Annotated in this window: 21 protein-coding genes and 6 pseudogenes; 10 read left to right on the plus strand and 17 right to left on the minus strand. The window is 74.1% G+C overall.

Features of this window, described 5'->3' with window-relative positions:
* Positions 1–28 precede the first annotated feature (28 nt).
* The 8 genes and pseudogenes from BJF83_RS00645 to BJF83_RS00680 form a co-directional block, all read right to left on the minus strand.
* A pseudogene (locus tag BJF83_RS00645) lies at positions 29–1051 on the minus strand (lysylphosphatidylglycerol synthase transmembrane domain-containing protein); the annotation flags it as partial.
* On the minus strand, positions 1035–1832 hold the full coding sequence (locus tag BJF83_RS00650) for a class I SAM-dependent methyltransferase (RefSeq protein WP_075924798.1): 798 nt from the start codon (positions 1830–1832) through the stop codon (positions 1035–1037). The pseudogene BJF83_RS00645 and the gene BJF83_RS00650, both read right to left, overlap by 17 nt.
* Positions 1829–2866, minus strand: a complete 1038-nt coding sequence (locus BJF83_RS00655; protein WP_075924753.1) for a glycosyltransferase family 4 protein — start codon at positions 2864–2866, stop codon at positions 1829–1831. The genes BJF83_RS00650 and BJF83_RS00655 overlap by 4 nt, the downstream gene beginning before the upstream one ends.
* Positions 2863–3246: a 6-carboxytetrahydropterin synthase gene (locus tag BJF83_RS00660; protein ID WP_075924754.1), complete on the minus strand. Its 384-nt coding sequence runs from the start codon at positions 3244–3246 to the stop codon at positions 2863–2865. Before BJF83_RS00660 ends, BJF83_RS00655 begins: the two co-directional genes overlap by 4 nt.
* 75 nt (positions 3247–3321) lie before the next feature.
* Positions 3322–4295 (minus strand): annotated as a pseudogene (locus BJF83_RS00665) (zinc-binding alcohol dehydrogenase).
* Between the two features lie 51 nt (positions 4296–4346).
* Positions 4347–4922, minus strand: a complete 576-nt coding sequence (locus BJF83_RS00670; protein WP_316042166.1) for a CDP-alcohol phosphatidyltransferase family protein — start codon at positions 4920–4922, stop codon at positions 4347–4349.
* Between the two features lie 137 nt (positions 4923–5059).
* A complete protein-coding gene (locus BJF83_RS00675) occupies positions 5060–5704 on the minus strand; it encodes a GTP cyclohydrolase II (RefSeq protein ID WP_075924755.1) in 645 nt (214 codons plus the stop codon).
* A 183-nt stretch (positions 5705–5887) separates the two neighbouring features.
* Positions 5888–6526: a hypothetical protein gene (locus BJF83_RS00680; RefSeq protein WP_075924756.1), complete on the minus strand. Its 639-nt coding sequence runs from the start codon at positions 6524–6526 to the stop codon at positions 5888–5890.
* A 508-nt stretch (positions 6527–7034) separates the two neighbouring features.
* Here BJF83_RS00680 and BJF83_RS00685 point away from each other — a divergent pair.
* Complete coding sequence (locus tag BJF83_RS00685; RefSeq protein WP_075924757.1) at positions 7035–7286, plus strand: hypothetical protein; 252 nt, start codon at positions 7035–7037, stop codon at positions 7284–7286.
* 449 nt (positions 7287–7735) lie between these two features.
* Positions 7736–8256, plus strand: a pseudogene (locus BJF83_RS00690) (GNAT family N-acetyltransferase).
* A 59-nt stretch (positions 8257–8315) separates the two neighbouring features.
* Here BJF83_RS00690 and BJF83_RS00695 read toward each other — a convergent pair.
* Positions 8316–8879: an aldo/keto reductase gene (locus tag BJF83_RS00695; protein WP_316042167.1), complete on the minus strand. Its 564-nt coding sequence runs from the start codon at positions 8877–8879 to the stop codon at positions 8316–8318.
* A gap of 311 nt (positions 8880–9190) precedes the next feature.
* A pseudogene (locus BJF83_RS00705) lies at positions 9191–9993 on the minus strand (IclR family transcriptional regulator C-terminal domain-containing protein).
* Between the two features lie 172 nt (positions 9994–10165).
* Between BJF83_RS00705 and pcaD the strand changes: the two are divergent.
* Positions 10166–10942 carry a 3-oxoadipate enol-lactonase gene (gene pcaD, locus BJF83_RS00710; RefSeq protein WP_075924758.1) on the plus strand — a complete coding sequence of 259 codons (777 nt, stop codon included), beginning with the start codon at positions 10166–10168 and terminating at the stop codon, positions 10940–10942.
* A 192-nt stretch (positions 10943–11134) separates the two neighbouring features.
* Here the strand turns inward: pcaD and BJF83_RS00715 are convergent, their stop codons facing one another.
* From BJF83_RS00715 to BJF83_RS00740, 6 genes are all read right to left on the minus strand, one after another.
* On the minus strand, positions 11135–11971 hold the full coding sequence (locus BJF83_RS00715; RefSeq protein WP_075924759.1) for an SAM-dependent methyltransferase: 837 nt from the start codon (positions 11969–11971) through the stop codon (positions 11135–11137).
* A 350-nt stretch (positions 11972–12321) separates the two neighbouring features.
* Positions 12322–13053 (minus strand): hypothetical protein, encoded by a 732-nt coding sequence (locus tag BJF83_RS00720; protein ID WP_075924760.1) that lies wholly within the window; start codon positions 13051–13053, stop codon positions 12322–12324.
* The gene (locus tag BJF83_RS00725) at positions 13050–15587 is read right to left on the minus strand and encodes a DEAD/DEAH box helicase (RefSeq protein ID WP_262391207.1); all 2538 of its coding nucleotides are present in this window, start codon (positions 15585–15587) and stop codon (positions 13050–13052) included. Before BJF83_RS00725 ends, BJF83_RS00720 begins: the two co-directional genes overlap by 4 nt.
* Positions 15535–16185, minus strand: a complete 651-nt coding sequence (locus tag BJF83_RS00730; protein WP_075924761.1) for a hypothetical protein — start codon at positions 16183–16185, stop codon at positions 15535–15537. Before BJF83_RS00730 ends, BJF83_RS00725 begins: the two co-directional genes overlap by 53 nt.
* Before the next feature lie 53 nt (positions 16186–16238).
* Positions 16239–17645: an MFS transporter gene (locus BJF83_RS00735; protein ID WP_075924762.1), complete on the minus strand. Its 1407-nt coding sequence runs from the start codon at positions 17643–17645 to the stop codon at positions 16239–16241.
* Positions 17646–17653: 8 nt separating this feature from the next.
* On the minus strand, positions 17654–18478 hold the full coding sequence (locus tag BJF83_RS00740; protein ID WP_187347053.1) for a glycerophosphodiester phosphodiesterase: 825 nt from the start codon (positions 18476–18478) through the stop codon (positions 17654–17656).
* 152 nt (positions 18479–18630) lie between these two features.
* On the opposite strand from BJF83_RS00740, the gene BJF83_RS28140 reads away from it, so the two are divergent.
* The 7 genes and pseudogenes from BJF83_RS28140 to BJF83_RS00760 all read left to right on the plus strand — a co-directional run bounded on the left by BJF83_RS28140 (position 18631) and on the right by BJF83_RS00760 (position 24894).
* Positions 18631–18840: a hypothetical protein gene (locus BJF83_RS28140; RefSeq protein ID WP_262391208.1), complete on the plus strand. Its 210-nt coding sequence runs from the start codon at positions 18631–18633 to the stop codon at positions 18838–18840.
* Entirely contained in the window at positions 18840–19112 is a 273-nt protein-coding gene (locus BJF83_RS28145) for an Rv3235 family protein (RefSeq protein ID WP_262391209.1), read from the plus strand. Before BJF83_RS28140 ends, BJF83_RS28145 begins: the two co-directional genes overlap by 1 nt.
* Positions 19113–19413: 301 nt before the next feature.
* Positions 19414–21304: pseudogene (locus BJF83_RS00750) on the plus strand (alpha/beta fold hydrolase).
* Positions 21305–21612: 308 nt separating this feature from the next.
* Complete coding sequence (locus tag BJF83_RS28150) at positions 21613–22152, plus strand: hypothetical protein (RefSeq protein ID WP_262391210.1); 540 nt, start codon at positions 21613–21615, stop codon at positions 22150–22152.
* Positions 22153–22175: 23 nt separating this feature from the next.
* On the plus strand, positions 22176–22778 hold the full coding sequence (locus BJF83_RS28155) for an RNA-guided endonuclease TnpB family protein (protein WP_262391211.1): 603 nt from the start codon (positions 22176–22178) through the stop codon (positions 22776–22778).
* A 218-nt stretch (positions 22779–22996) separates the two neighbouring features.
* Positions 22997–23173: a DUF4175 domain-containing protein gene (locus tag BJF83_RS27745; protein ID WP_143831736.1), complete on the plus strand. Its 177-nt coding sequence runs from the start codon at positions 22997–22999 to the stop codon at positions 23171–23173.
* 129 nt (positions 23174–23302) lie between these two features.
* A pseudogene (locus tag BJF83_RS00760) lies at positions 23303–24894 on the plus strand (glycosyltransferase).
* A gap of 37 nt (positions 24895–24931) precedes the next feature.
* Here BJF83_RS00760 and pstS read toward each other — a convergent pair.
* Positions 24932–26086 carry a phosphate ABC transporter substrate-binding protein PstS gene (pstS, locus tag BJF83_RS00765; RefSeq protein WP_187347054.1) on the minus strand — a complete coding sequence of 385 codons (1155 nt, stop codon included), beginning with the start codon at positions 26084–26086 and terminating at the stop codon, positions 24932–24934.
* Positions 26087–26092 lie beyond the last annotated feature (6 nt).

A 26092-nucleotide genomic window follows, 5' to 3' on the forward strand; every position in this document is an offset into this window, starting at 1 on the left:
CCGTCACCCCCTGCTCGGCGCCGAGTCCGGCGGCGCCGAACGCCAACGCCGTCACCGCCTCGCGCGGCCCCCACCCGCCCACGTTCACCGGCAGGCTCATCGCGAGCAGGGACAGCACCACCAGCGGCACCACCTGGGCCACGGGGGCCGACACCCCCGCCACCGAGGCCGAGAACACGAACAGGCCCACGTGACCGGCCAGCGCCGCAACCGACAGTCCCACGACCTCCGCTCCGCGCGCGAGCACGCCCGCGCGGGCGTCCACCGCCGTGTCCCGCAGCACGCGCCACCACCGGGGACGCCGCCTCCGACCCAGCACCAACCCCGCACCGACCAGCGCCGCGGCGGCCACGATCACCCCGGCGGACACGCCGACCGCCCGCAGCCCCGGACCGAACAGCGCCGCCGGAAGGGCGAACAGCAGCGCCGCGCCGGTCACCGCCAGCACGACCTGACCGGCCACCCGCTCCAACACCACCGCACGCACCCCGCGCCCCACGTCACCCGCGTACCGGCCGTGGCTGACCGCCCGGTGGACGTCGCCCAGCACCCCGGCGGGCAGCACGGCGTTGAGGAACACGGCGCGGTAGTAGTCCCCGACCGCCCGCGCGAACGGCAGCCGCAGCCCGACCCCGCGCGCCACCACCCACCAGCGTGCCGCGCTCAGCACGGTCGTGTACGCCCCCACCCCCAACGCCACCAGCACGGCACTGGCGTCCACCACCGCGAACGCGGACGTGAACGCCGCCGCGGGGAACCACCACACCACGCCCGCCAGGATCGCCGCCCCCGCCAGGGACCGCAGCCATCCGGTGCACAGTCGCGCGATGCCGTGGCCCCGTCGTCCATCGGTGGTCCGCGGGGCTCGCCTGGCGCCCCGCCCCCGCGGTCCCCGGAGGCCTCGCGGTGCGCTCACGCTCAACCGCGGGTCCGACGCCCTCATGGCGGCATCCCCCGCAGAGGCGTCCGGTCTCCCGGAGCACGCCCTGGCGCGTCGTACGGTTCGCGCGTCCCCCACGTCGCTCGCGTGTCCTTCACGGCGCCTCCGCATCCGGTGCCCGGGGCGCGAGCACCACGAGGTCGGTGTGGTGGACCGTGGCCCGCAGGCGGCCGCGCCCGCACTGTTCCAGCCGCCGCTCCAGATACGCCGACACCGCGAGCCCGGGTTCCTGCTCGGCCGCCGCGCCCACCCATCCGAGCAACCACGCGCGCAGCAGGTCGCGGTGCTCCGGCCCCAACCGCCACGGGCTCGCGAACGCGCGCGTGCGTGCTCCCAACCCCCCGAACACGCCGGCAGTGACGGCAACGGCGTCGGGCCCGAGCCTGCCTCCGCGCCGCTGGTGGTCGTCGAAGGCCCGGCCCACCCGTGCGTCGAGCGGATCGGTCGGCGACAGCTCCACCCGGCCCGACACCGTCAGCGTCAACAGCGCCGGACATCCGGCCCCGACGACGGCCCCGGCCAACGCCTCCACCTCCGCGCGCGTCAACAGGTCCAGCAGTGCCGAGGCCGCCACCAGGGTCACACCGTCCAGATCGCGGGCCCGCAGGGACGCCAAGTCCAGTGCGCGGGTCCGCACGTGGCCGACCGGCACGCTCTCCCGCGCCAGCGCCAGCAGGGCCGGGTCCCGGTCCACCAGCACCCACCGCCGTGTCTCCGGCAGCCGCGGCGCGAGCCAACGACCGAACGACCCCGTGCCGCAGCCCAGGTCGGCGACCACACGACCGTGGCCGCGCACCTGCTCGACCGCCCGCTCCGACCTGGCCCGCGCGTCCGCTCCCTCGCGCAGCGCCAGCCACTCCGGTGCGAACGCCGGTACTCCGGTCGAGGTCAACGGCACCCCTCCTCGTCGAGGACCGCGCACATCGCGCGCGCCGTCTGCTTCCATCCTGCCAACTCTGATCGCCTCCGGCGCGCCGAGGTTCGCAGTCTCTCGCGCAGATCCCGGTCGGTGAGCCAGAGCCGCAGCGACGCGGCGAGCGCGCCGGCGTCCTCCGGAGCGACGAGGAGGCCGGGTCGAGAGCCCCCGGCGTCCCGCCCCAGCGCCTCGGGAACCCCGCCGACCCGTGCGGCCACCACCGGCACACCGTGCGCGAGAGCCTCGGTCACCGCCATGCCGAACGTCTCGGCCCGGGAGGGGAGCACCACCAGGTCGGCCGCGGCGTAGGCGGCCTCCAGATCGGCCCCGGTGAGCGCACCGGTCAGGCGCACCCCCAACGCCCCCGCCCGTGCCCGCACGCGCCCGGCGTGCGCGCCCCGGCCGGCCGGGCCCACGCACACGCACTCCCACGGCAGGTCCTCCAGCCGTGCCAGGGCCTCCAGGAGCAGGTCGTGCCCCTTGCGCGGGGTCACCGACGCCACGCACAGCAGGTGGGAGACGCCGTCGGTGCCGGGTGCGAGCGGTGCGGGGTCGGTGCCCGGAGCGACGTGGTGGACCCGGGCCAGGCCGTGGTGGTCGGCCAGCCTCTGGGCCGCCCACGCGCTGGTGGCGACCACCCCGGTCATCGTGAGCACCGCGCGCTCGCGGTCGTCCAGGTCGGCGGCCTGGTCGGAGGTCAGCCCGGTCTCGTCGGCCAGGGGGAGGTGGACCAGGACCACGATCCGCAGCCGCCCGGCGTGCGGCGCCACGACCTCGGGCACCCCGCAGGCGACCAGCCCGTCCACCAGCACACCGGCGCCGTCGGGCAGGCGCGCCAGCTCCCGGGCCAGGCGGTCGCGGTCGGCGGTGTCCGGCCGCGGCCAGGATCCGGGCGCCTCGACGCGACGCACGGGCCGCCCGAGCGCGTCGAGTGCCGCGGCGATCCGCGCGTCGTAGGTGTTGCCGCCGCTGGGAACGGTGGCCGCGGGCACCACGAACGTGACGGTCACAGCTCGCGCTCGTAGGTCGCCCACGCCACGTGCGACTCGTGCAGCGTCACCGACACTCCGGTCAGGCCGCGCCCGCGCGCGTCGATCCGCTCCACCAGCCGGTCGGCGACCACGCGGGCCAGGAACTCGGTGGAGGTGTTCACCCCCGCGAACTCGGGGACCTCGTCCAGGTTCCGGTAGTTCAGCTCGGCGACCAGCGCGCCGAGTTCCCGGGTCACCAGGCCGATGTCCACGACGATCCCGTCGTCGTCGAGCTCGGGGCGGCGCAGGGTCGCGTCCACGACGAACGTGGCGCCGTGCAACCTGCGCGCGGGCCCGAACACCTCGCCTCGGAAGCTGTGCGCGACCATCAGGTGGTCGCGGACGGTGACACTGAACAACGTCTCGTCCTCTCGGGTCGGGAATCGGGACGGGCGCGGGCCCGGACGAGCCGGGGCCCGGACGGTCGGCGGGGGTCAGGGGTAGGCGACGCGGTGGCACAGGGCGGGAAGTGACCCGTCGGCCAGACGGGGCAGGACCGACGGCAACTCCTCGAAGCGGCTCTCCCCGGTGACGACCGCGTCGAATGCCGGGTCGGCGAGCAGCCGCAGGGCCAGGTCCAGTCGGTCGCCGAAGCCGTACCGGCCGCGCCGGGCGGGAGCGACGGCCCCGACCTGGCTGGCTCGCACGGTCAGGCGACGGGAGTGGAAGTCGCCGCCGAGCGGCACGCTCACCTGGCGATCGCCGTACCAGCTCAGCTCGACCACCTCGCCCTCCGAGGCGACCAACTCCAGGCACCGCGCCAGCCCCCGCTGGCTCGCGCTGGTGTGGAAGACCAGGTCCCGCTGGGAGGCCGCCGCCTCGGGCGTCGCGAACCCGACCCCCAGCCGGTCAGCGGTCCCGGCGCGCGCGGGATCGACGTCCACCAGCTGCACCCGGCGCCCGGGACCCCGGCGGCCAACCGGGCCAGGCAGCATCCCACCATTCCCGCGCCGACCACGGTGACGCGGTCCCCGACCAGCGGTGGCGCGTCCCACAGCGCGTTCACCGCCGTCTCCACGGTCCCGGCCAGGATCGCCCGCCCGGGCGGCACGTCGTCGGGCACGCGCCGGACCGCCGCCGCCGGGACCACGAACCGGGTCTGGTGCGGGTACAGGCTGAACACCGCGCCTCCGACCAGGTCGGCCGGGCCCGCCTCGACCACCCCGACGTTGAGGTACCCGTACTTGACCGGGCCGGGGAAGTCCCCCTCCTGGAAGGGCGCCCGCATCGTCCCGTACTGGCCGGGCGGAACCCCGCCCCGCAGGACCAGGGCCTCGGTGCCCCGGCTCACCCCCGAGTACAGCGTGCGCACCAGCACCTCGCCCTCGCCCGGCGCGGCCACGGCGATGTCGCGCACCTCGCCGGATCCGCGGCCGTCCACCCAGAACGCGCGCGCCCGCTCACCCATACGTCCTCGTCCTCCGCTTCACACCGGGCGATCGCCGGACCCTGGCGCGGGTCACGTCCTCGCCGACGCCGACCTCGGCGCCCTGGCCGTGCGGGGCCGCGCGGCGCTCCACAACCCCAGGACGTCGCGGCCGAACGACCACACCAGCGCCGCCAGGGCCGACGCCACCAGCACGGTCGCCGCGGCCACCGGCAGCACCCCCGCCGCCGCGACCACGAGGACCACCCCCTGCACGGCGGCGACCGCCTTGCGCGCGCGGCTCGGCGGCAGCGGGCCCCGTAGCCACGGGGCCAGCCAGGACGCCGCGCCGAACGCGTACCGCATCAGCCCGGTCACCAGCACCCACGGGCCCAGGCCAAGGGCCACGAACGCGCTCAGCACCAGGATCAGCAGCGCGTCGGTCTCCATGTCGAACGCCGCGCCGAACCCCGACTCCGTCCCGCTCCGGCGCGCCACCACGCCGTCCGCCAGGTCGAGCGCGAGCGCCGCCGAGGCCAGGAAGACCAGCGTCCACACCGCGCCGCCGTCGACGGCCAGCGCGAGGATCCCTCCGCCCAGGACCGCTCGAAACAACGTGATCCCGTCCGCGACCCCCAGACCGCGCGACCGGACCGGCGCGCCGACCACAGCAGCAGGGCCGCGCCCGCCACCGCGTGCGCGATCCCCGCCCACCACGCCCATAACCCCAACCCCACCGTCGCGGCCAGTCCGCACAGCAGCGCGGTCTGCGCCACCACGCGCCCGCCACCTGGTAGCGCACCGGCTCACCCACGGTGGGGCTCCGTATCGGCTCCGCCCAGGTGGGGCAGGTCGTGCCCCATACGGTCCCGCTTGGCGGTCAGGTAGGCGATGTTCTCCTCGCGCGGGGCGGAGAGCAGGGGTACCCGCGCCGCCACCTTGATCCCGTGGTCCTCCAGGGCGCGCCCCTTGGCGGGGTTGTTCGACAGCAGTCGCACCGACCGCACCGCCAGATGCCGGAGCAGGCGCGCGGCGGCCCCGTAGGAGCGGGCGTCCACCGGGAGCCCGAGCGCCGTGGCCGAGTCGACCGTGTCCAGACCCTCGCCGTCCTGGACGGCGAGCGTGCGCACCTTCTCCAGCAGACCGATCCCGCGTCCCTCGTGGCCGCGCAGGTAGACGAGCACGCCTTGGCCGCGTTCGACGATCGCGTCGAGTGCCGCGTTCAGCTGGTCGCCGCACTCGCACCGCAGGGCGCCGAGGGCGTCGCCGGTGACGCACTCGGAGTGCAGCCGGACCAGGACATCCTCACCGTCGCCGAGCGCGCCGAAGGTCAGCGCCAGGTGCTCCTGCCGGTCCACGGGGTCGCGGAAGGCCAGTGCCCGAAACATCCCACGGTGGGTGGCCAGCTCGGACTCGGCGACGTCAGCCGGGTCAATGGTCTGCTCGTACATGATCCCCCTCGCGCAGGCGTCACAACGGGCCGGTGCCCACCCGGTCCGTAGCGAAAACCTCGCCGTGGGTGGGCGTATCGGCCGTCATCCTCCATGGATGAGGGGGCAGGGGAGAAAGTTGCGCCGCGTTCCGGTTCGGGAGTGGGCGACCGGAGCCCGGAAAGCCGAAGCTCGGGGGCCCGCTCAGGGCTCGGAAAGGACGACGCGGATCTCCCCGCCCAGCGTCGCGCCACCGGACAGTCGCAGGGTGGCGCCGCTCCAGAACCGCCCCGGCGCGTAGTAGCCGGGGCGGCGACCGCGCGGCAGCAGCCCCATCGCCTCGTAGGTCAGGCCCATGACCTCCGCGCAGTAGGTGGTCTCCAGGTCGCGGTCGCGGGCGCGGCTGCCCAGCGGGACCCGGCCGCGGAGCCAGCGGGCGACCATCGCCGCCGAGGAGGGGAAGGGGGTGCCGTTGAGCCTGGCCACGACGCGCAGCGCGGCGTCCTCCATGGCGGGGGTCGCCACGGGGTCGAGCTGCCGCAGCCAGCACTCCTGACCGTATCGGCGGCCCCACACCAGGACGGCTTCCCGCAGGTCGTGCAGCTGCGCTCCCCGCTGGTGGGCGCCCGTCCACATGTCGACGAGTGAACGGCCGAGTTCGGCGTGCCACATCAGCGGTGGGAGGTCCTCGATCGTGAGGGTCATGCCGACGTGGTTGACCGGGCTGTTCGTGCCGAACTGGATCGCCCGGTCGGCCGCGCTCGTGCCACGGAACACCCACGCGTCGCCGGTCCGCGTGATGGCCAGGGCCTCGCCCAGGGACAGGTTCGTTTCCGGAACCATCCTTCTCACCCTTCTCCTTCGAGGATGCCCCGGCCCTGTGCCCGGGGAGGAATCGGAGCTTTTCACCTCACAGGACTACGGAACCGAGCCGACCCGAGTGATATGTCTCACATGGGATCACAGCGCGCTCCTCCCCTCGACGCTTCCCGCTGGTGCGCCGACCGCGACGACACCACCGCGCACGCGGGGCCGGGCGCGCCTGGGACCAGCACGACCCGCCGCGCGCCGGACACGGACCGGGGCGGACCGGCGTCCGGCCCGGTGCCAGGGAGACCGCGCGGGGGCGCACGGCGTCCGGAGAGATCCTCCGCCCGTACCGCGTCCGGGGTGTCGCGCCCCGGGGGCGCGAACCCGGCGGTGTCGGTCCGGGCGGCTCCCGGTCGGCGGGAGCACGGGCCCCCGAGCCCCGGTGGGCGCACGTCGGCCTGAGCCAGGGATCCCCGCACTACCCTTGGCGGGAGGGAACTCGTTCCGAGAATTCCTTTCCTTCAGGGAGGGGAGCAGTCACGTGCGTTGGAGGAGAGTGCTCGGTGTGGCCGCCTTCGTCGGGGTCGCCGCCACCGGGGCGGTGATCGCCCGTGCCGAACGCAGGCGCCGTGCGTACACGCCCGACCAGGTCAGGGAGCGCCTGCGCGAGCGGGTGGCCAGGATCGAGGCCCGGGAGGAGGCGCCACCCGCCCCGCAGCCGCGCACGTGGCGCGACCGCCTCGCCGGCCGCTGGCGCGCGCACCCGGTGCCGCACCCCAGGCCGCCCCGGTGAAACGCCGCGGAGGGGAATCCGGCGCGGTGCGATGACTTTCGGCGTGACCGGGGGTCCTCCTGGTGACGGTGTCCGCACATCCACCCTGGGAGGCCCCTGGTGAACCGCTCCACGACCCCGCCCAGGACTCCACGCCCGATCTGCGCGACGTGCCCACCCGCGTCGTGGTCGCAATCGGCGAGGACTCGGCCGGTGAGCTGTGCGACCGTGCGTCGAGGGCGCTGGCCGCCGGGGTCGGGGCCGAACCGGTCTTGATTCCCCGGCGGCCACATCGCTTCGCCGAGGACCCCGGGGCGTTCCACGGCCGCCTGCGCGAGGTGCTCGCCCAGGCGTGGGAACGCGGTGTGAACGTCCTCCTCGACGCCGCGATCCCGCCCAGGTCGCGGGGGTCGCACATAGGTGCGGCGGCCCCCTGTCGCGGTCGCGCGGTCCGGGTTACCGTGGTTCCTATGAGCCTTGAGCTGCGGACCGACCGACTCCTCATCAGGGAGTGGGAGCTGGGCGACGCGGACGCGGCCCTGCCCATCTACGGGGCCGAGAACGTCGCTCGCTGCTGACGCCGGAGTGGCGCCCGGTGGCCGACATCGACGCGATGCGATCGGTGCTGCACGCCTGGATCGAGGCGGGCCCCAACCTGATCCCGCCCGCCGGGCGGTGGGCGATCGTGCGCGCCAGCGACGGTGAACTGGTGGGCGGGCTGTCACTCAAGCTGCTCCCGCCCTTCGAGGAGGACTTCGAGCTCAGCTGGGCGATCCGCCCCGACCTGTGGGGGCGGGGGTATGCGACCGAGGCCAGTGGGGCCGTCACCCGCTGGGCCTTCCAGCAGGGCATCGAGGAGCTCTTCGCGGTCGCGCGGCCGAGGAACGAGCGCGCGATCTCCGTGGCGCGCCGACTCGGGATGGAGTGGGTCGGCGAGACCGAGAAGTACTACGGCATGCGCCTGCAGGTGTTCCGGATGCGACCCGCCTGACCCGAGCCGGACGCGGGCGGCCCGCCGTGGAGCGGCCTGCGGCCGGGCCGCCCGCGCTTTCACGCCAGAGCGAACATCGGCGGGTCGAGCCGCGCGAAGCCCTCCTGGCGGTGGTAGGGCGACCGGTGGTAGGGCGGCTCGCGGTGGCTCACCGCGTCCAGGCGCGCCACCTGGTCGGGGGTGAGCTCCCACCCGGTCGCCCCCAGGTTGTCGCGCAGTTGGTCCTCCTCGCGCGCGCCGACGATGACGGAGGAGACCGTGGGCCGGCGCAGGAGCCAGTTGATCGCGACCTGTGGCACCGTCCGCCCGGTCAGGCGGCCCCAGCCCAGCGGGCTCCACACCAGGGCGCCCACCCCCTGGTCGGCGGCCAACGGCATGAGCTCCCACTCGTAATCGCGGCCGATGGGGGAGTAGCAGACCTGGTGGGCGACGTACCGGGGCAGGTGCAGGCGGTCGGCGGCGGCCAGGGCCTTCATCAACTGCCATCCGGCGTGGTGGGACACCCCCACGTAGCGGACCTTGCCGTCGCGGACCAGGGCGTCCAGCGCGGACAGGCTCTCCTCGACCGGGGTGGCGGCGTCGAACCCGTGCAGCTGGAGCAGGTCGATCCGGTCGGTGTGCAAGCGGCGCAGCGCTCGTTCGGCGCCGTCGATGGTCCGCGCGGTCTCGGCGCCCCTGTACTACCGCGCTCTCATGAGCGGCGACCCGCTGGACCCGGAGAGCGTGACACGCGCGGCCCGCGCCGTCTTCGAGGCGGCTCGGGCCGGGGTGTACGTGCGGTCGTCAGGGGCCAGCGGCCCGGGTTCCGCGCCCCGGGCGGGTCAGCGGCCCGGCTCGGGGCGATCCCCGGTCGACTGGTCGCCCGCCTCAGGGCGGACCGGGGCGAGCGGCTCGGCGGGGCCGACGTAGGCGTGGCGGCGCCGGGTCGGCACGGTCACCGCTCGGCGTCCCGGCAGGCCACGGACGCCAGATCGGCCTCGATCAGCGCGGCGGTCTTCAGCAGGGCCGGGCGCAGGCGGTGGTGGATGTCCTCGAACGAGGACCGCCCCGCGTACGCGGACACGTTCAACGCCGCGACCACCCGGCCGCACGTGTCGCGGATCGGCGCGGCCACGGCGCGCAGCCCCTCCTCCAACTCCTGGTCCACGATCGCGTAGCCCCGCTGGCGCACACGCTCCAGCTCGGCGCGCAGGCGGGCTCGGTCGGTGATCGTGTACCGGGTGAGCTTGAGGAGGGTGACCCGGGACAGGTAGGAGTTCAGGGCGTCGTCGTCGAACCCGGCGAGTATGACGCGCCCCGTCGACGTCGCCGCCGCGGGGAAGCGGGTACCCACGGTGCCCGTCACCGTCATGATGCGCGGGGTCGCCACCCGCGCGACGAGGATGATGTCGTCGCCGTCCAAAACCGACACCGACGCCGACTCGCGCACCCGCGCGGACAGGTCCTCCAGGTGCGGCTGGGCGACATCGGGGAGCCCGGCCGAGCACACGTAGGCGTAGCCCAGTTCCAGGACGCGGGGAGTGAGGAAGAACAGACGCCCGTCGGTGCGCACGTAGCCGAGGTCGACCAGTGTGAGCAGGAAGCGTCGGGCGGCGGCGCGCGTCAGGTCGGTCGCACGGGCACGTCGCTCAGGGTCATGGACGGCTGTTCGGCGGAGAAGGCGCCGAGCACCGACAGTCCCCGCTCCAGGGACTGAACGAAGTGGGTGCCGCGGGCCGGTTCGGCTTCGGTCGACATGGGGCCTTCCTGGTCGGGACAGGGGTGGGCGGGAGCGGGAACGCCCGTGGTCGCAGTGATCGTGTCACACCGTGCTGGACGCGTCACGCTCGCGGTGGCCCGGAGGGATCGACTGATCGAATCGCGGGTAGGACCGGCGGAGCGAGCCGTGCCGAGGAGAAGAGGGAAAACGATGAGCGTCGACGTCCACCACACCGAGAGCGGACCGGCGAAGGCCCCGCCCCTGGTGCTCGCGGGGTCGCTCGGCTCCACGCTCCGGATGTGGGATCCGCAGGTCGAGGCGCTCTCGGCCGACTTCCGCGTGATCCGCTACGACCACCGCGGACACGGCGGAACCCCCGCCCCCACGGGCCCGTACTCGATGGCCGACCTCGGCGCAGACGTGCTGCGGCTCCTGGACCGGCTGGGGATCCGACGCGCGCACTTCGCCGGGCTCTCCCTCGGCGGCATGGTCGGTCAGTGGCTGGGGGTCCACGCCCCCGAGCGGATCGACCGTCTGGCCCTGCTCGCCACGTCCCCGCACATAGGGCCGCCGAGCACCTGGCGCGACCGGATCGCCATCGTCCGCGAGCGCGGCGCGGGGGCACTCGCCGACGCGGTCGTGGAACGGTGGTTCACCCCGGCCTACGCCAAGGAGCACTCGGAGGAGGTGGCCCGCATACGCGACGAGATCGCCGCCACCGACCCCGAGGGGTACGCGGGCTGCTGCGCCGCCATCGAGCACCACGACGTGCGCGGCGTACTGGACCGGATCCAGGCGCCGACACTGGTGTTGGCGGGGGCCGACGACGCGGGCACCCCGCCGCGCGGCCACGGCGAACTCATCGCCGAACGGGTGCCGGACGCCCGGCTGGTCGTCCTCGACGACGCGGCCCACCTGCTGTCCTGGCAGCGGGCCGCCAAGGTCAACACCCTGCTCGCGGAGCACTTCGCGTCGCCGTCGGGGTGATCCGGACCGACGGCTTCCGCCCGTCCGGGCGGTAGCGGTCGGCGTGCGTGGACGGGTTCCGACCCGTACCGCGCGGTGCCCGTTCCAGGTGGGCGTGCGTTCCGGGGCGGGAGGCCGCCCGGACCGGGGCCCGACGGTCAGCGTGTCGGACGTGGTCCGGCGGGCCCTCCGAACGCGAGGACGTTTCCGGGGTCAGCGCTTGACGGCCACCCCCGCCATCTCCCACAACGTGACGTCGGGGTCCGCCGGGCGCCTGAGCGGGGCCCGCTCAGGGTGCCGCCAGGTGGCGCAGTCGACCGTGCGCGGACCCGAGTCACGCTCGTCGGTCCACGCGCTGGCCAACTCCAACCCGGCGAAGGCGGCCTCGGCCTCCCGCTCGCTGCGGACCCGGCCCCAGGGTGTGCCGAAGGACAGGATCTTCTCGGTGATCCACTCGCCCGCGGCGGGGTCGTCGGTGACGCAGTGGGAGAAGATCACGTGGGAGCCGGGCGCCAGACGGTCGACGAGCGAGCCCAGGGCGCCGAAGGGGTCCCCGTCGTCGGGGACGCAGTGCAACAGGGAGACCGCCATCAGGCATACCGGCAGGTCGGTGTCGATGAGACGCCGGGTCTCGGGCGCGTCCAGGATCCCGTCGCCGGCGCGCAGGTCCTCGTGCAGGAACGCGGTCCGTCGGCCGTCGTCGATCAGGGCCCGGCCGTGCGCGGCGACGATCGGGTCGTTGTCCACGTACACCACCCGGGCGCCGGGGTTGGCGCGCTGCGCGACGTGGTGGGTGTTGTCGGCCGTCGGCAGCCCCGCCCCCAGGTCCAGGAACTGCTCCACCCCCCGCGAGGCCACGAACTCGACCGCGCGCGTGAGGTAGGCGCGGTTGTCGTTGGCGAGGGCGAACACCTCCGGCACCCGGTCCAGGAGAACGTTGCAGGCCACCCTGTCCACCTCGAAGTTGTCCTTGCCGCCCAGCAGGTAGTCGTACATGCGTGCGATGCTGGGGGTGTCCATGTCGATATCGGGGGGGAAGCGATCGGCCATATGCGGTCCGGGGCGCGCCGACTCCTGAGCCGGGGCGGGTCCCTGCCTCCTTGCTGTGCGATGCGGGTGTGGCCGCCGGACGCGGTGCGACCGGCGGGCGCGGGCGCTCACGGGGAGCGTCCACGGCGAGGAGGACCGGACTCGGCGGTGGGCCCCTGAGCGGGTGCGGGACGCGGGCTCCGTGTGCGCACCGGCACGCGGGGTGGCTGGCCCCACGGCGGGGTGCGCGGTCGACGGTCGCCGCGGCGCGGGCGCATCCCGGTGGCCCACACTCTCCCGGTGCGGTCTCCAGAGGAATCGTAACCGGGGAACTACGCGCCCATCGGTGTTTTCCACAGAAATCCCCGCGGCTATTCGCCTTTCGCGCGGGCGTCCTTCCCCCGCGCGAACAATGGCAGCTCGTCAGCGATCGCTCCCGGCGCGGCGGCCCGGACGCGTGCGCCGACGCTCGGCGCGAAGCGCGGCGGGGCGGGCGGTTCGGGCGCCGACCAGAACGCGGTCGCCGAGACGGCTGCCGCTTCCCGCCCGTTCTCCGAAAGGGGGATCCATTCCGTTCCGCGTGCGCCGGCCGGTGCGTTCTGCTCCACCTCCCGGTCCGGCGCCGCTCCGTTCCCCTGGACGGAGAACGCCGCCACCCGCTCCATCAGGTCACGGCGCTCGCGACCCGCCCAGCGCGCCAGCGTGAACGGGTCCCGGTCGGCCTCCCGCGCCAGCGCGGACGCGGTCGCGGACAGGTGGGAGCAGCGGCCCTCCCAGCCGTCGCACGAACAGGTGGCGACCACGTCCGCCCACCCGCGCGGCGCCAGCGCCAGCCCCAGGAGTCCGAACACGCGCGCCGTGGCCGGCGGCAGCTCACCGGCCAGCAGTCGAGCCCGGAACACCGGCTGCGAGGCCAGCGCCGCGCACGCCCGATCCCAGTCGCCGTCCGAGAGCACCGGCCGGATGAGGCTCGTCTCGTGGACGCCGCCCACCCGGGCGAGCACCTCGCCCGGCCGCACCGCCACCCGCTCCACCGCGTCCCCGGCGTCGTCGGCCGACACGCCCAGGGCGGCGCCGACCAGGGCCGACCACGTCTGGCTCATCCGGCCACGGCCTCCGGCGTCAGGCGCACCACCCGGCGCAGGTCCTCCACCGACAGCCCCGCCAACCAGTGCTCCCCGGTGGTCACCGCGCCCTCGGCCAGCGCGCTCTTGCGCTCGATCATCTCGTCCACCCGCTCCTCCACGGTTCCCACGCACACCAGCTTGCGCACCTGTACGTCCCGACGCTGCCCGATCCGGAACGCACGGTCGGTGGCCTGGTCCTCCACGGCCGGGTTCCACCACCGGTCCACGTGCACCACGTGGTTGGCGGCGGTCAGGTTCAGTCCGGTCCCGGCAGCCCTGAGCGACAGCAGGAACACCATCGGACCGGGTGTGTCCTGGAAGCGCCGCATCAGCTCCTCGCGTTCGGCCCGTGAGGTGCCTCCGTGCAGCCACAGCACCGGGACCCCCAGCCGGGAGCGCAGGTAGGGGGCCATGCGGTCGCCGAAGCGCGCGTACTGGGTGAAGCACAGCGCCTTGTCGCCCCGCGCCACCGCCTCGCCCAGGATCGCCTCCAACCGGTCGAGCTTTCCGGAGCGTCCGGCCAGTGCCGAGCCGTCCCCCAGGAACTGGGCCGGGTGGTTGCAGATCTGCTTGAGCCGCGCCATCGTCGCCAGGACCAGACCCTTGCGCTCCTTCTCGTCCGCCTCCGCCATCCGCTCGGCCATGTCGTCGGCCACCGCTTTGTACAGCGACGCCTGCTCCGGGGTGAGCGTGCACCACGTGCGCACCTCGAACTTCTCCGGCAGGTCCGCGATGATCGACCGGTCGGTCTTGAGCCGCCGCAGCACGAACGGACGGGTCAGCCGGCGCACCAGTTCCGTCGCGGCGCCCCCGTCGCCGCCTGCGGGCTCGGCCACCGCGCGCTGGAAGTCCTGGACCGACCCCAGCAGTCCGGGGTTGGCGAAGTCCATGACCGACCACAGTTCGCCCAGGTTGTTCTCCACGGGAGTCCCGGTCAGGGCGATCCGAGTGGCGGCGGGCAGCGACCGCACCGCCCGCGCCTGGCGGGTGCCGTGGTTCTTGAGCGCCTGGGCCTCGTCGCACACCACCCGGTGCCATGGCAGCGCGGCCAGTTCCTCGGCGTCGCGGGTGACCACACCGTACGTGGTCACCACCAGGTCGCACGCTCCGACCAGCCGCGCCAGCGCGTTGCCGGCCGGCCGGTCCGGGCCGTGCTGGACGTGTACGCGCAGGCGGGGGGCGAACCGTGCGGACTCGCGCGACCAGTTGCCCACCAGCGACACCGGGCACACCAGGAGTGTCGGACCCGGGGCCCGTCCCCCCGCGCGCTCGTCGGTGAGCAGGGCCAGCAGCTGGACGGTCTTGCCCAGCCCCATGTCGTCGGCCAGGATCGCGCCCAGGCCGAGCTCGCCGAGAAAGCGCAGCCACGACGCGCCCCGGTCCTGGTAGGGGCGCAGTGTGCCCTCGAAGCCCGCCGGAGCGCCCAGGGGGCGCAGTTCCGCCGAGACGCCGCCCTCCAGCAGCGCGCCGATGGGTCCCCCGGCGACCACGTCGGTGACGGGCAGGGGGGCGGCGTCCGCGACCCCGATCGCCGCACGCAGCGCCTCGTCCATCCGCGACCACCGGCGACCGCGACTGCGCAGCGCCTCCAGGGCGGAACCGACCCGTTCGGGGTCGATCTCCATCCACCGGCCGCGCACGCGCACCAACGACCGCTTGAGCCGGGCCAGTTCCGCGAGCTCGTCCACTTCCTCCCCGGACAGCGGCTCCCCGGAGTCCGGCCCGTTCACGAGCGTCTCGAAGGAGACCCTGACCAGGTCGTCCACGCCCACCCCGCCCCGGGGCCGACGCGGGGCCTGCGCCACGGTCATGCGCAGTCCCAGGGCCTGGCGGCCGTGCCACTCGGGCAGGACCACGCCGAACCCGGCGGCGCTCAGCCTCGGCGCGGCCTCGGCGACGAAGGACTCCGCGCCGGCGGTGTCCAGGAACAGGCGGGCGGGCGCCAGTTCGCGCAGTGCGCGGCGCAGTGCGGGGCAGTGGCGGCGGGCGGCGCGGCGCAGGTCGGCCAGAGCGGTCTCGCCCACGTCGTCGGGCAGCCAGGCGGCGCCCTCACCGAGCCAGACGCGTTCCAGGGGCAGCCGCAGCCCCGGGTCGGCGTCGGACCGCACCCAGAACTCCACCGCCCAGGGACCGTCCCGGTCGGGTTCGCGCAGCACGAACAGCAGCTGGGCCCGGCCCTGGCCGCGCACGCGCGCCCGCCACTCGCGCAGGGGCCCGCGCAGCGCCTCGGCGGCGGCCGGGTCGACGCGCGGGTTCGCTCCGGTGAGCGCGGACGCCAGCCGGGCCGTCGGAGTGCCGCCCTTCGACGCCGTGCTCGCCCCTGCGAACTCGCCGGTCGCGGTCGTCGGCGCCGCGTCCGTCCCGCCCGCGTCACCCGCGTCACCCGCGTCACCCGTGGCGCCCGCGTCACCCGTGGCGCCCGCGGCGCCGTCGCCCCGGCCGCGCGGTGGCGTCGGGTCAGGCGGCGGGCGACGGCGTCGGTGAGCAGCTCCAGAGGAGCGAGCACGCACGAGCGGGCCACCGCGTCGGGGCCGTCCTCGGGAAGGTGGGCGCGGGCCGCGGTCGGAAGGGCGCCGGTGAGCGCCGACAGGTGGGTCTCGGCGTCCTCGACCGGGGCGGGCCGCCAGCGCGCCCGAGCCGGGTCGCGACCAGGTCGGGCAGGACGCAGCCGGTGGCGACGAGGTGCTCGGCGAAGTCGCGGACCGCCCCCAGGTGCGCCAGGGCGGGGCCCAGCCGGACCCGGCCGTCCCCGGGGCCCGCCAAGGCGTCCAACAGGGACTCGGCGCGGTACGCGTCCAGGACCAGCGCGGGAACCCGCCAGGACAGCAGTCGCGCCGCAGCGCCCCCGGAACCGGCGGAGTCGGAGCGGGCCGGGGCGCGGTCGTCGCCGGGCAGGGTCAGGCGCAGCGTGTCGGCGGCGGCGCCGGACGCCGTCGGCCCGGCACCCAGGGCCCCGAGGAGTGACCGCAGCTCACCGGCCGACAGGGCGAAGGGGTGCGCACGGGGGGCGGCCGCGGGACCCGGACCGGACGCGGCGGCCACGGACCGGGCCCGCTCGGCCCACACCGCCAGCGCGTCCCCGACCCACACCCCGTGCAGAACCCGCACCGCGCCTCCCCGTCCGTCGTCGGCCCCAAGTATGACCGGGGCCGACGACGGGTTCACAGGCGGCTCGGCACCTCGTTGCCGACCGCCGCGATCCCGGCGCTCATGCGCGTCCGCCACAGCAGGACGGCGCCCAGGACGAAGAACACGATCAGCGAGACGATCGCCACCCGGTAGCCGCCGGTGAGACTGACCGCGACCGTGACCACCAGCGACCCCAGGAACGTCGAGCCCCGGTCGGAGATCTGGAACAGGCTGAAGTACTCCGCCTCGCGGCCCTTGGGGATCAGCTGGGAGAACATCGACCTCGCCAGCGACTGTGTGCCGCCCAGCACCAGACCGATGCCCACGCCCATGGCCACGAACAGCGGCACGTTGCCCGCGGGCAGGAAGTAGCCCAGGGCGACCAGCGCGCACCAGGCCACCAGTGAGCCGAGCACCGTCGCCTTGGCGCCGACCAGCCGCGCGACGCGCCCCGCCACGAACGCGCCCGCGAAGGCGACGAACTGGATGACGAGGATCGTCATGATCAGCGCGCTCTCGTCCAGGCGAAGGTCCTGGCTGGCGAACGGCGCGGCGTAGCGGATGGCCGCCTGGATGCCGTCGTTGAAGAAGATGAACGCCACGAGGAAGAGGATGGTGTTCGGGTACCTGCGCATGTCGCGCAGCGTGTGCCCGAACTGGCGCAGGGACTGCCCCACCCTCGGCCGCCCCCGCGAGGCCAGGGCCAGAGCGCCGTAGCGGTCGCGCAGCGGCCGGACGGCGAGGACGGTGAACCCCGCCCACCACAGGCCGACCGAGGCGAACGCGATCCGCACCGCGTGGTCGGTGCCGATCCCCAGGGAATCGGCCGACAGCACCAGCCCCAGATGGACGGCCAGCAGCAGGGCGCCGCCCAGGTACCCGATACCCCAGCCCGTGACCGACACCCGGTCGCGCTCGTCCGGTGTGGAGATCTCGGGGAGGAACGCGTTGTAGACCACGATCGAGAGTCCGTACAGGACGTTGGCCAGCACGAACAGCGCGGCGGCCAGCTGGTAGCCGCCGGTGGCCGCGTACAGGCCCGCCGTGCACGCCGATCCGCCCACAGCGAGCCAGACCAGCCACCGCCGCTTGTGCCGCGACTGGTCGACCATCGCGCCGACGGTGGGCAGCAGGACGATCTGGAGGAGGATCGCCACGGTCGTCAGCGCCGGGTAGAGCGCGTTCGGGTGCAGGGTGAGCGCGTCCACGCCCAGCGGTGCGATGGACAGGGACGGGTCCTGGCACGCCCGCGCGTCGGGCGCGCCGGCCGACACGCACGCCAGGTTGCTCAGGTACGGGCCGATGAGCACGGTCACCACCGAAGTGATGAACACCGAGTTGGCCCAGTCGTAGACGTACCAACCGCGCTGTTCGCGCCTGCGCTGCGCTGGATCGGGGGAGGGGGAGCCGGTGGTCGCCGGTTCCGGGGGGTTGACCATGGGAAACGCTATCCGTTCTTCGTGGTTCTGTCGGCGCCGTGGGCGTCGTCGGGCCACCGGCCGCGCCGGGTGAGCACCCGTTTGAGGCCGACGGTGTCGTCGGTGACGATCCCGTCCACACCGGCGTCGAGCAGGCGCTCCATGACTCCGGTGTCGTTGACCGTCCACACGTGCACCTGGAGGCCCAGGCGGTGGGCGGTGTGGATGAGGTCGCGGCTCAGCACGGGGAAGGAGCCCTGGCGCAGGGGGATCTGCGCGCACACCGGGACCCGGCTGGCCAGCCCGCGCAGCAGCGGCGACAGCGCGGCCACGCGCAGTCGGGCGACGTCGACCGGGCCGCAGGAGGTGGCGACGGGTCGGCCGAGGAGACGGCGTGCCCGGTCCAGCCGCGACTGGTCGAAGGAGCCCACGCACACGCGGTCCCAGGCGTTGGTGCGGCGCAGGACGTCGCGCAGGGGCAGGACGGCGTCGTCCGACTTCAGGTCGATGTTGAACCGCGCCCCCGGCCACGTGCCCAACAGGTCCTCCAGCACCGGCACCGGCTCGCTACCGGCCACCCGGGCCCGCGCCACCTCGCGGTAGGGCAGGTCGCCGATGGCGCCGCTGATGTCCGTGGCCCGGTCCAGGGTGCGGTCGTGGAAGGCCATGAGGACGCCGTCGCCGGTGGCGTGCACGTCCGTCTCCAGGTAGGTGTACCCGAGGTCGACGGCGTGCTGGAAGGCGGCGGCGGTGTTCTCCAGTTCGGTGCGCCGGACGCCCTGGTCGTCGGTGACCCACCCGCCCCGGTGCGCGAGGGCCAGCGGGGTGGGGGAGGAAAGGTACGCGTTGGTCACCCTGGTCAGTATGCCGGGTGCGGCGTACGCGCCCTCGCCCGGCCGGACGGCGCCGTGGCCAGGAAACCTGGAATTCCCGGTGGCCGTTCGGCGGCGCTCGCCCCTCCTTGTCCGGTGAAGGCGCACGACCGCTTCTCGGAAGGGAACCGTCCATGGCCCACGCCGCCCGACACCCGCTGTGCCCGCGCCCGGCCTGCTCCCCGACGCACCGACCCGCCGCCACCCCCGCCAGGACCCCGCTCCGCCGCCCGCGCCGGGGTCGGTGCGGCGCCCCGCTCCAGGGCCACCGGACCCCGGACGACGTGTACACGCTCGCTCAGCGGATGGCGGAGGTCCTGGTGGGCCGCCGGGCGCGGAGGTGATGCGCGACCAACTGGCCGTCCCCGTCCGGGAGGAGCTGCGACGCCTGCGGGCCAGTGTGCCGTGCGGGATCGCGCCCAGGCTGGGGCGCGTATTCCACCAGGCGCTGGCGCCCGCGTCCCTGGAGGTCAGCGCCGTGATCGCCTGTGACCGCCGCGCGCGGGCGTTCGCCTTCCGGGCCCGCCGCAGGGCCGACCGGTGGGTGTGCACGCACCTGGAGACCGACCGCATGCACGGTTCGCTGGCACGGTCGCGGCAGAGCCCGCGGCGGTGAGCGGCCGACGCGCGGTGGCCGCGTGGCGGTGGGGACGCGGTTCCACGCCGCGGCACACACGAACGGATCGAGGTCGCCTATGTCCTGGATTTTCAGAGTGAGGCACGGATAGGGTCCCCGTGGGTCGGTTCCTCCCGGAGTGGGCCGGCCCGTCCGGATGGCGGTCCCGTCTCACCCACTCGGGACACGACCACCCCTGCCTCGTGCCGACCACACGGTGCCCCCGGACAACGGATCCGCCGTCAAGGAAAAGGAGGGGCCGCCCGGCTCACCCCTGTGCCGGTGCGGCCGAGATCGACGCATGCGACCTTCTGACATCGTCCACCTGCACAGCATCAGCGCCCCCACGCTCTCGCCGGACGCGCCCGCGCCGCCTTCTCCGTGATCCGCCCGGATCTGGAGGAGGACGCCTACACCGGAGCCCTGTGGTCGGTGCCCACCGACGGCTCCGCGCCGCCCCGCCAGCTCACCCGCGGCACCCGGGACGACACGCCCGTGTGGTCGCCCGACGGCCGGTGGATCGCCTTCCTGCGCCCGGACGACGCCAAGCGGGCCCAGCTCCACGTGCTGCCCGCCGACGGCGGCGAGCCCTGGAAGGTGACCGACCACCCGCTCGGCGTCGCCAACGCCCGCTGGAGCCCGGACTCCACCCGCCTCGCCTACACCGCGCGCGTTCCCGAACCCGGCCGCTACGCGGGCGTCGAGCCAGCCAAGGAGCCGCCCCGCAGGATCACCCGTCTGCGGTACCGCATGGACGGCCTCGGCTACACCAACGACCGCCGCCCCCAGCTGTTCGTCACCGCCCCGATCGACCCCTCCGCGACCCGGGCGAGCCGGTCCAGGTCACCGACGCCGACGCCGACCACGGCGCCCCCGCGTGGAGCCCGGACGGCTCCCTGTTGGCCTTCGCCGCCCGGCACGCCGACCGCGGCGACCTGGTCGAGGACGTGTGGGTGTGCGCTCCCGAGGCGGGCGCGCAGCCGCGCCGCGTCACCGCGGGGGACCTCAGCGCCGAGGCTCCCCGCTTCTCCGCAGACGGCGCCACGGTCTACTTCCTCGCCGACGAACTCGGCCCGGACCTGGACGACTTCGTCGGCCGGACCACGGGCGTGTGGTCGGTTCCGGCGGACGGTTCGGCCGCGCCGACCCGGCTGACCCCGCAGGAGGGCCCGCGTGCGACCGGCGGGGTCCTGACGACCGCCCAGCACCTGATGACCCGGATCGAGAACCGGGGCGCGGTGCACCTGGTGCGGGTTCCCCCCGACGGCGGCGAGCCCGCCACCCTGGTCGGCGGGCCGGTGGAGACCCGGTCCTTCGACCACCGGGGCGGGGTGACCGTCGCCGTGGTCGCCGACGGCGCGTCCAGCGGCGAGGTCGTGCGCGTGACCGGGGACGGCCACCGGGTCCTGACCTCCTTCGCCCAGGGGCTGGACCCGCACCCGATGACGGAGCTGACCGCCCACACCGCCGACGGCTACCCCGTGCACGGCTGGGTGGCCCTGCCGGAGGGGGAGGGGCCGCACCCGGTCGTGCTGATGATCCACGGCGGCCCGTTCACCCAGTACGGCTGGCAGCTCTTCGACGAGACCCAGGTCTACGTCGAGGCCGGTTACGCGGTGCTCATGTGCAACCCGCGCGGCTCGTCGGGCTACGGGCACGCACACGGCCGCGCGATCATCGGCTCGGTCGGCGCGGTCACCGCCACGGACGTGCTCGCCTTCCTCGACGAGGCCCTGCGGGACGAACGCCTGGACGCCTCACGGGTGGGCGTCATGGGCGGATCGCACGGCGGCTTCATGACGACCTGGATCGCCGCGCACCACGGAGATCGGTTCCGGGCCGCGATCACCGAGCGCGCGGTCAACGCGGTCGACAGCTTCCAGGGTTCGTCCGACATCGGTTCGTTCTTCCCCGGCCCCCTGTACGGGCCGCCGCAGACGTGGGCGAAGGAGAGCCCGCTCACCTACGCCGACCAGATCAGCGTCCCGGTCCTGATCATCCACTCGGAGGAGGACTGGCGCTGTCCCGTGGAGCAGGCGCAGCGCCTGTTCGTGGCGCTGCGCACGCGCGGGCACGAGGCCGAGATGCTGCTGTTCCCCGCCGAGGGCCACGAACTGACGCGCTCGGGGCTGCCCAGCCACCGGGTCGCCCGCTTCGAGGCCGTCCTCGACTGGTGGGCCCGGCACCTGTGACCCGGTCAGGGGGTCGGTCCTGGGATGCCCGGCTCCCTACCTGGTCCCACCGTGAGACGTCGCGCAGAATCTGGCGGAATGTCCACGGTGTCTCCGTCCAAGCGTGGCCACCGTTCGATTGGTTACGTAAAGCGATGGTATCGTCACTGACATGAGTCCAGAAGCCTCGGTCAAGCGGCAGGTCGGGCACCGCGCCCGGCTCACGTTGTCGCCTGCCCAGGCGGCCAAGCTGGACGATCAGGCGCACGCCGCCCGCGCTGTGGAACGCCCTGCACGAGTGGTGGACCATGGTCTCGGAGAACCGGCGCGTGTCCTTGAAGGACGCCGACGCGGCGATCAGGCAGGCCCGTATGGACATCGACTTCCTGGCCGCTCTGCCCGCGCAGGCCGCCCAAGCTGTGCTCAAGACCTACTACCGGGCGTGGCAGAACTGCTGGGCGGGCCGCGCTGACGAGCCCACTTTCAAGTCTCGGCTCTGGGCGGTGATGTCGGTGGACGTCCCGCAGGGCCGGGACTTGAACATCACTCGTGTGTACCGCCGCTGGGGGATGGTCAACCTGCCCAAAATCGGTCGGGTGCGGTTCCGTTGGACCAAGGACTTGCCGGTGGGAAAACGCGCGAGCGCTGAGAACAGGGTCACCGGGGCCCGTCTGGTCAAGGACGCGCTGGGCTGGCACATCGCCTTCCGCGTCCAGAGCCTGGAGAGCGCTCCCCAGGCGCACCCCGGCCCCGAGGTCGGCATCGACGTGGGCGTCGCCGTGCCGCTGGCCCTGTCGGACGGTAACCACCAGCACCACGCCGTCCCGCCAGGACCGAGGGCGGTACGGCCGACCGGGACAAGTGGCTGAACGCCGACGAGCAGGCCGAGCTGTTGCGCCTGGAACGGCGGGCCGCCCACCGCAATGCACGCCGCACCCCCGGCGAGCGCACCTCGCGCCGCCTACAACGCACCTATGACCAGATCCGCCGGTTGCGCGCAAGAGCCACGCGACGCCACCAGGACTGGCAGCACAAGACCACCACCGCCCTGGCCGAGCGGTACGGGACGATCGTGGTCGAAGCACTTACCATCACGAACATGACCCGCTCAGCCCGGGGTACCGTGGAGGAGCCGGGGGCCAACGTCGCGCGGAAAGCTGGGCTGAACCGTGCCATCGCCCAGGAGGCGTGGGGACGCACGGTGGAGATGCTGGCGTACAAGCTCGCTCACCGGGGCGGCGCCCTGGTGAGGGTGCCCGCTCCGGGGACCTCCCAGCGTTGCTCGGAGTGCGGGTTCACCAGGCTTGGCAACCGCCAGGACCAGGCCATGTTCGTGTGCAAGAAGGACGGCTGCGGGTGGTCGGGCAATGCCGACTACAACGCTGCTCGCAACATCTTGCACCTATACCGGATCGGCCACGTAGTGGAGATCCCGGCTGCCGGGAGGGCAGTCGTCAGGCGTGCTCGCCGCGTCAAGCCCACCACCGCGAGGTAGGAGGGAATCCCCCGGATCCATCCCGGGGAGCACTTCAATCGGGCAACGGCAACATGATCCACGGCTCCAACCCGTCCAAGCCGCTGGAGGAGGTCGCCCTGGCCGACTACTGGGACGGGGTGTTCACCGTCGCCGTCCGCGTCGGCTAGCGGACCCGGTGCCCGGGGCGGCGATCCGCCCGGGTGACGACCACCGCCGAACCGCGTATTCTCTGCCGAATGGGACGACTTCTCCTCAAGATCGGCGTCGGCCTGGCCGTGGTTCTGGCTCTGTTCTGGCTGCTGTCCATCGTGATCGGCGTGCTGGTGTGGGTGCTGGTGATCGCCTCGGTCATCGGGGTGGTCTGGCTCGGTGTCACGATGCTCAGGTCCGACGCGGGCGATTCCGGACGTTGACCGTCCGCGACCCTTTCGTAACACATCGGCGATCGTCGCCACGCCGATGGAAATCATGGCTATAGTGACTCTGTGTCACTGAATAAGCACGTAGCGTCTCATGTCGACGGAGTGTCCCACCGCGGCCGCGTGGAACGCGTGCGCACCCGCGTCTTCCGCAACGACTGGAGCGCCCTGACGCCGCCGCGGCTCGGCCGGTGGACCCCCGAGCTGCGGGTCAGCGTCGTCATCCCCGCGCGGGGCGGACAGCGCCGACTCGACCTCGCCCTGGCCGCCCTGGCCGTGCAGACCTACCCCGACCACCTCCTGGAGGTCGTGGTCGTCGACATCCACACAGCGCCCCCGCTGCGGCTGCCCGCCGCGCGCCCGCGCGACTGCCGCCTTCTGCGCGCTCCCGAGGGCGTCTGGGGCGCGGGTACGCGCGCGCCCTCGGCGCCCACGCCAGCTCCGGCGACATCCTCATCTGGATGGACGCCGACATGGTCACCTGCCCCGAGTTCGTCGAGGCCCAGGCCCGCTGGCACCACACCCACGCCGAGGCTGTCACCCTCGGCCGCGTCCGCTTCGCCGACACCGGTCCCACCGACGCCCGCGACGTGATCGCCCGCGCCCGCACCCGGACCCTGCACGACACCCTGGAGACCGGACGCCACCACGAGTGGGTCGAGCACCTGTTGCGCGACAGCGGCGACCTGCGCGACGCCGACCACCTGGGCTTCCACGCCTATGTGGGCTCCGCCGCGGGACTGCGGCGCAGTCTGTACGAGGCCGCGGGAGGGGTCGACCCCGACCTCGACCTGGGCCAGGACACCGAGTTCGGTTACCGGCTGTGGCAGGCGGGCGCCGTCATGGTGCCCGAACGCGCCGCCACCGCCTGGCACGTGGGCCGCGCCGCCACCACGCGCACCCGGCTGCCTTCCGAACGATTCCGCACCGAGGTCCTCGCCGAACTCATGCCGCACCCCCACGCCTACCGCGAACCCCTGCCCTTCCACCGCAGGCGCGTCCCCTTGGTCCACGCGGCCGTCGACGTCTCCGGCGCCCCCTACGACCTGGTGCGCGGCTGCGTCGACCGGATCCTGGACAGCGCCGAGACCGATCTCGGCCTGACCCTCGTCGCCGACTGGGAGGGCATCGGCTCCGGGTCCGCCCACGTCGGCGACCCCCAGTTGGACCTGCGCCTGGTCCAGGCCAACTACCTGGGCGAACCCCGCGTCTCCTTCGCCTCGACCATGCCGCGCACCGGGTTCCCCTCCCCGTTCCTGCTGCGCGTGCCCGTCGCGTGGGGCCTGGGGCAGGTGGCGCTCTCCCGCATGCTCGCCAGCGCCGAACGCGCCCGCGCCGGGCTCACCGAACTCTTCCCCGCCACCTCGCCCACCCGCGACGCCGGGGTGCGGCTGTGGCGGACCCGCGCTCTGGCCCGCGCCCTGCGCGTCCGCGGCGACGGAGAGGACCTGGGCGACGTGGTCGCCGAACTCCACGGCCGCTACCGTATCCACGCCGGGGAGGAGACCCTCACCGACCTGTCGCTGTACCGGTCGGTCCCGCCCCCGCCGCGACCGGCCCCCGAGGCACGCGTGCGGTTCACGGAGGCCACGGGCACCGAGGCGTGCCCGGACCACGAGGCCGAGCACGTTCCCGAGACGGACGGCCGCGGCCGCATCGGGTCCTGGCTGCGCGCCTGGCGGGGCGGGCCGCGCCGCTCGCGCGACCACGACTGACGGCCCGGACCGGACACGGCCGGTCCGGGCAAGGACCTCAGTCGCGCACGCCGATGGAGTCGATGGAGGCCATCAGCTGCTCGCGCAGAGCGTCGTTGACCGGGGCCGACCCGGTCTCGTCGGAGACGTTCTGCTGACCCTCGGGGCTGACGACGTAGCGCAGGAAGGCCTGGAGCCGCTCGACCGTGCCCGCGTCGTCGTACTCGCCGCACACGACCTCGTAGCTGACCAGTACCATCGGGTAGCTGCCCGGCGCGGTCGTGCCGTAGTCCAGGTCCAGGGCCAGGTCGAACTCGTTGACGTTGTCCTCGCGGCGCGGAGAGTCCGCCACCACCTGGGCCGCGGCCTCGGGCGAGATCTCCACGAACTCCTCGCCCACGCCCAGGTTCACCGTCGACATCCCGTGCACGTGCGACATCTCCACGTACCCGATCGCGCCCCGGGCGCGCTCGACCGTGTCGGCGATGCCGCTGTTGCCCTGCGCGGACTCGACCGGGTCGATCGGCCACTGCCCGTCCGCCTCGTGCGGCCAGGCGTCCGGCGCGGCGGCGGACAGGTAGCGCGTGAAGTTCTCCGTCGTTCCGGAGTCGTCGGACCGGTTGACGGGGGTGATCGCCAGGTCGGGCAGGTCCGCGTCGGGGTTGGTCTCGGCGATCTCCGGGTCGTCCCAGCGGGTGATCTCCTGGTCGAAGATCTTCGCCAGGGTGTCCGGGCGCAGATCCAGCGAATCGACGCCGTCCAGGTTGAACACCGCGGCGATGGCCACCACGTAGGCGGGCAGGTTGATGGTGTCCGACCCGTGGCACCGCTGCTCCGCGTCGGCGTTCTCCTGCGGGCTCATCGCCGCGTCGGTCCCCGCGAAGTCGACGGCGCCGTCGATGAACTGGCTGCGACCGCCGCCGGACCCGATCGAGTCGTAGTACACGCGGGCGCCCTCGCACGCCGTCTGGTACCCCGCGATCCACGTGGTCATCGCGTTCTCCTGCGCGCTGGAGCCCGCACCGGACAGGCTCCCGGAGAAGCACTCGACGTCCTCGGGGGTGGCGATCTGGAGCCCCCCGGGAACGGCGTCGTCGCTGCCGCAGGCGGTGGTCGCCAGCATCAGACCGGCCAACGCGGCCGACGCCGCGCCCCGATGGGCGGCGCCACGGCGCCGGACGCGGAACGGGGAGTGCTTGTGGGACGGGAGCACGGCTGC

Source organism: Nocardiopsis sp. CNR-923 (assembly GCF_001942255.1).
Lineage (GTDB): Bacteria > Actinomycetota > Actinomycetes > Streptosporangiales > Streptosporangiaceae > Nocardiopsis.

Bases quoted from the DNA above. Each gene is read 5' to 3' on its own strand.
- BJF83_RS00675 (WP_075924755.1), bottom strand. From the start codon at position 5,704: ATGTACGAGCAGACCATTGACCCGGCTGACGTCGCCGAGTCCGAGCTG.
- BJF83_RS28140 (WP_262391208.1), top strand. From the start codon at position 18,631: ATGGCCCACGCCGCCCGACACCCGCTGTGCCCGCGCCCGGCCTGCTCC.
- BJF83_RS00680 (WP_075924756.1), bottom strand. From the start codon at position 6,526: ATGGTTCCGGAAACGAACCTGTCCCTGGGCGAGGCCCTGGCCATCACG.
- BJF83_RS27745 (WP_143831736.1), top strand. From the start codon at position 22,997: ATGGGACGACTTCTCCTCAAGATCGGCGTCGGCCTGGCCGTGGTTCTG.
- BJF83_RS00720 (WP_075924760.1), bottom strand. From the start codon at position 13,053: ATGAGCCAGACGTGGTCGGCCCTGGTCGGCGCCGCCCTGGGCGTGTCG.
- pcaD (WP_075924758.1), top strand. From the start codon at position 10,166: ATGAGCGTCGACGTCCACCACACCGAGAGCGGACCGGCGAAGGCCCCG.
- BJF83_RS28145 (WP_262391209.1), top strand. From the start codon at position 18,840: ATGCGCGACCAACTGGCCGTCCCCGTCCGGGAGGAGCTGCGACGCCTG.
- BJF83_RS00715 (WP_075924759.1), bottom strand. From the start codon at position 11,971: ATGGCCGATCGCTTCCCCCCCGATATCGACATGGACACCCCCAGCATC.
- BJF83_RS00735 (WP_075924762.1), bottom strand. From the start codon at position 17,645: ATGGTCAACCCCCCGGAACCGGCGACCACCGGCTCCCCCTCCCCCGAT.